The organism is Nitrososphaera sp. (genome assembly GCF_037447015.1).
Classification (GTDB): Archaea; Thermoproteota; Nitrososphaeria; order Nitrososphaerales; family Nitrososphaeraceae; genus Nitrososphaera.
The window spans coordinates 1-4,632 of the sequence record NZ_JBBIHK010000050.1; the positions used below are offsets into that span (position 1 = coordinate 1).

Annotated in this window: 3 protein-coding genes; 2 read left to right on the forward strand and 1 reads right to left on the reverse strand. The window is 51.7% G+C overall.

The genetic code is table 11. The annotated features are described in order from the left end of the window. Positions 1–117 precede the first annotated feature (117 nt). On the reverse strand, positions 118–357 hold the full coding sequence (locus tag WKI84_RS11985; RefSeq protein WP_337863795.1) for a hypothetical protein: 240 nt from the start codon (positions 355–357) through the stop codon (positions 118–120). 1,426 nt (positions 358–1,783) lie between these two features. On the opposite strand from WKI84_RS11985, the gene WKI84_RS11990 reads away from it, so the two are divergent. Both WKI84_RS11990 and WKI84_RS11995 read left to right on the forward strand, forming a co-directional pair. Further along, entirely contained in the window at positions 1,784–3,679 is a 1,896-nt protein-coding gene (locus tag WKI84_RS11990) for a DNA polymerase domain-containing protein (RefSeq protein ID WP_337863796.1), read from the forward strand. A 69-nt stretch (positions 3,680–3,748) separates the two neighbouring features. Further along, on the forward strand, positions 3,749–4,632 hold an 884-nt coding region (locus WKI84_RS11995; protein WP_337863797.1), incomplete at its 3' end, for an arginase family protein.

Here is a 4,632-nt window from a genome sequence, read left to right on the forward strand (position 1 = left end):
CAGCTTTGGCGACAACCTGCTCATGAAGCTGCTGGTGGTCATCGCAAGGATAGGCAGGATGTCAGTCGACGACATTGCCAGATTCGGCGTCAACCAGTGGATCAGGGGTGTGCTATACTACGAGCACAGGCAGCGCAACGAGCTCATACCGAGGGGCGACGAGCTTGAGAGCAAGGGCACGGCTTCGACCGCTGCGGTCATAAAGGAAAAAAAATACAGGGGCGGAGAGGTAGTCGAGCCGACGCCGGGCATCCACTTTAACGTGGTCGTGCTCGACTTTGCCAGCCTGTACCCGAGCATCATCAAGGTGCACAACCTGTCGTACGAGACGATAAACTGCGTGCACCCGGAATGCAAGGAGAAGGGCAGGATAGAGGGGACGACTCACTGGGTGTGCCAGCAGAGGAAGGGGCTGTCGTCGCTTCTGATAGGGTCGCTTCGCGACCTGCGCGTCAACTATTACAAGCACCTGGCAAAGGACAAGGCGCTCCCGCCGCAGGAGCGCCAGCTCTACAACGTCGTAAGCCAGGCTATCAAGGTCATTTTGAACGCATGTTTCACGGGTGACACCGAAGTACTTACGCCTGACGGTATTCGGAACATTAAAGACTTTAGAGTTGGTGACCTTGTATACACATTAAATGAAACCACTCATCAAGTCGAGATCAAACCTGTCGTGGACATCCAACACTTCAAGTATTCTGATAACTTGATAAAAATTCAATCCGACCACGTGGATTGGAATGTCACCGGGAATCACAAGTTGTACCTCGGAACCTCCATCACACAATATAACGGAACGGTATTAATGAAATGGAACAAAATCGATGCTAGTAATGTCTTAACTCTACCCGGAAGACAATATTTGTTTAGACATGGTTTTGTCTCAGGGTCTTCGGAAAGTATGACCAGCCTTTGGAAATACGTACCTGATGAAAAGAACGTAGTAGTTATCCGCTCAAAAATGGCGTACGATAGGCGCTTTTCGAATAGTCAGAGATGGACGCATTATTCGTTTGCAGAAAAGCTAGTATACAACAAGCCGGGAAGATGTTACTATACTAACAAACAATTGATCGATAGCTTATGCTCATCACCAGAAGAATTTGAACAGAAATTCAATTGCAAGTTGGTTATAAGAAATTCAGAGGTGAAGGGAAGACGTCAGGCTTGGCAAGTCCCAACGGCCAGTCTATTCAGGTTAATTGGATGGTACGTCACGGAAGGCAGTATACAGGATGCCAGGGATAGTTCAAAGTCAAAATATGTCAGGATAACTATAACCCAATCACCGAAACACGGATCAAATAGAAACAGCATACTCGCAACCATACGAGATTTGGGATATATCCCGAAAATTTACGGAATGATGATATCATTCACATCCACGCTGATTGGAGATTTTCTCCTTAGTGAATGTGGTTCTGGTAGCAAGAACAAACACCTTCCAAGATTTGTGTTTTCTGCGTCCCGTGAAAATAGGGAAGCATTGCTGGAAACAATGATGTGCGGAGATGGCAATATAGAGGATCGCGTCTACTCAACCGTATCAGAATCTCTCGCCAGAGACGTCCAGCACCTTGCATTTACTCTGGGGATAGAGACCTCGATAAGAGAAGAAAAGCTGCCGAGCGGCAGCATTATTTTCCGAGTCCAATTGTATGGAAGGAAACATCATTGTCTAAAGCCAAAGCACTACAGCTCCGAACCTGTTACAGACTTGGACGTCTATTGTATTACTGCAAAAGATAACCATGTAATCTATGCAGGGCGTAATGGTAAGATGGGTTGGATAGGGCAGTCATATGGCGTAATGGGCGCCGAGATATTCCCGCTCTATTGCCTGCCGGTGGCAGACGCGACTGCGGCCATCGGGCGCAACACCATCCACGCCACCATCGAAAAGTGCAAGGAGCTGGGCATTGAAGTTGTATATGGCGACAGCGTGCTTCCAGACACTCCTGTGATAATAAGGAGGGGGGACGGCAATGTCGACATTGTCCCGATCGAGTCGCTGATGCCAAAGACGGTGAGTTCTAGCAGGTATGACAAGTTTGGCGACCTGGATGTCTGGACAGAAGCTGGATTTACCAAGATAAAATACATCTACAGGCACAAGGTGAGAAAGAAAGGATACAGGATTCTCACAAGGAAGGGCTTTGTAGAATGCACCGAAGACCACAGCCTGGTCATCAACGGCAAGGAGACAAAGCCGTCGTCTCTTCGAGTTGGCGACAAGATCCAGCTCGTTCCGTTCAAGGCAGGATCCCAGGTCAACGTCAATCCTGACCTCGCTTGGCTCTTTGGCTTCTTCATTGCAGAGGGCACGTGCGGATCATACAGGTACGAAGAACCCTTTGTTCATGTAAAGAACTCTTGGAGGATTGTAAACCGCGATGCGGAAAAGCTTGAAAAAGCAAAGAGGATAATGCAGGAATGCCTGGCACTCCCGACAACCATCATAGACATACGGGAGAGTTCTGCCACGTACGGGCTTGTGCCACGCGATAATACAAAGCTGCTTGTAGATTATTTCAAGAGCATGTGCTACCGCGGAACGGAAAAGGCGATACCGCAATGCATCCTGAATGCCAACCCGGTCACCAAGAAGGCTTTCATTGAAGGGATAATGGCAGGCGACGGCCACATGGACGCCAACGGGCTGGCTACCATCGACCAGATTCACAAGACCGTCCAGGCGGGGCTTGTAAGCATACTCGAAGATCTCGGCCTGGAATATTCCCTCCAGATAAGAGAAGACAAGAGCAATGTGTGTCGCATTCGCGTCATAAAGGACAACACAGACTTGCGCATCAAGCCAGCAGATGAAATAAAGAAGATCGAGGAATTCGACATAGACGGATACGTATACGATCTCGAGACAGAAAACCACCACTTTTGCGGGGGCATAGGCAATGTGCTGTTGCACAATACCGACTCGCTCTTTTTGAAAGAGCCGGCAAAGGAGGCGATAGACAAGGTGGTGTGCTGGGCAAAGGACAACCTCGGAGTCGACCTGGAGATAGACAAGCAGTACAGGTATGTCGTCTTTAGCGACCTGAAAAAGAACTATCTCGGCGTGCTACCGGACGGCACCGTCGACGTCAAGGGGCTGACCGGCAAAAAGTCGCACACGCCGCCTTTCATCAGGAGCGCGTTCTATGAAATCCTGGGCATCCTTGGAAAAGTCAACACCCAGAAAGACTTTGAAACGGCAAAGGAGAGCATCAAAAACATCATCCAGCGCGACGCCAAGAACCTAGAGGCGCACAAGATACCCGTGCAGGACCTGAGCTTTAACGTCATGATAAACAAGTCGCTCAGCTCGTACGGCAAAAAGACAAACAACTCTGTCAAGACGATGGACGGCAGGGCGGCGCAGGTAGAGACGTACAAGGGCCTGCCGCAGCACATCAAGGCCGCCAAGCTGCTGTCAGACAGGGGCAAGGAGATCAAGGCCGGCGACATCATCTCCTATGTAAAGACAAAGGGGGGCGACGGGGTCAAGCCGGTCGAGCTTGCAAGGCCGGACGAGATAGACACCGAGAAGTACCTGGAGGCGATGGAGTCCACGTTTGACCAGGTGCTTGCCGCGCTGAACTTTGACTTTAAATCGGTGCTTGGCAAGCCGCGCCAGCAGAGCCTCGACGAGCTGTTCTGGAGCAAGCCTGCTCCATAATGGCTATAAAAAACAGTAGTAGGTTTATTATCGCGCATTTTTATCAGGTGGTGGTGGTACGGCGGCGACTTGGACTCTTCATTGTTGTTCGACCTGTTTGTGGTGCCTGAAAAGACGAGGGCAGGCTATAGCTTTGCCGACACGCCTGTCAGAATGTCGTTCAAAGAGTCCAAAGTCGCAGTGTACGGCGTGCCCCTTGACGCCACCACCAGCTTTGGCAAGGGCACCGCAAGGGGGCCGGAGGCGATAAGGCTGACATCGGCGCGCCAGATAGAGACCTTTGTGCTGGACGAGCGGGCCGACATTTACGAGCTGTCAGCCATCTTTGACCTGGGCGACGTCAGGATGCCGGCAAAGAAGGTAGGAGCTGCAAAGACGCTTGCCTTCCTGGACAGGACCATCCCGAAAATAGTGGGCGAGCTTCGCCGGCAGGGCAAGATACCGCTCATGCTCGGGGGCGAGCACACGCTCTCTTACTACCAGGTAAAGGCGCTTGCCGGCGAGAAGCCGTTTGTCATACATTTCGACGCGCACAGGGACATGAAGCCCGAGTACGAGGGCATGGAGATGTGCCACACCACGCCTTTTTACCACCTCCTTGAGCACGTCGGCGGCGAGAACATTGTCCAGATAGGCATCCGCCAGACGGACAGGCAGGAAAACGAGATCGCCGAAAAGAGCGGCGTGACCACGTTTGACGCCTGGAGCGTGCACCGCGACCTTGACGCCGTCGCAGACTTTCTTGCGAAAAAGACCGCAGGCAGGAACGTCTACATCTCGTTTGACATCGACGCCTACGACCTGCCCTACGTGCCCTGCACGGGGACGCCTGAGCCGTACGGCCTCGACCCGTTCCAGGTGCTCCGCCTGCTCAGGTCGATAAGCGACTCGGCCAGGCTCGTCGGGATGGACATGGTAGAGGTCGGGTTGAAAAACGACGACTATCGGGAGGG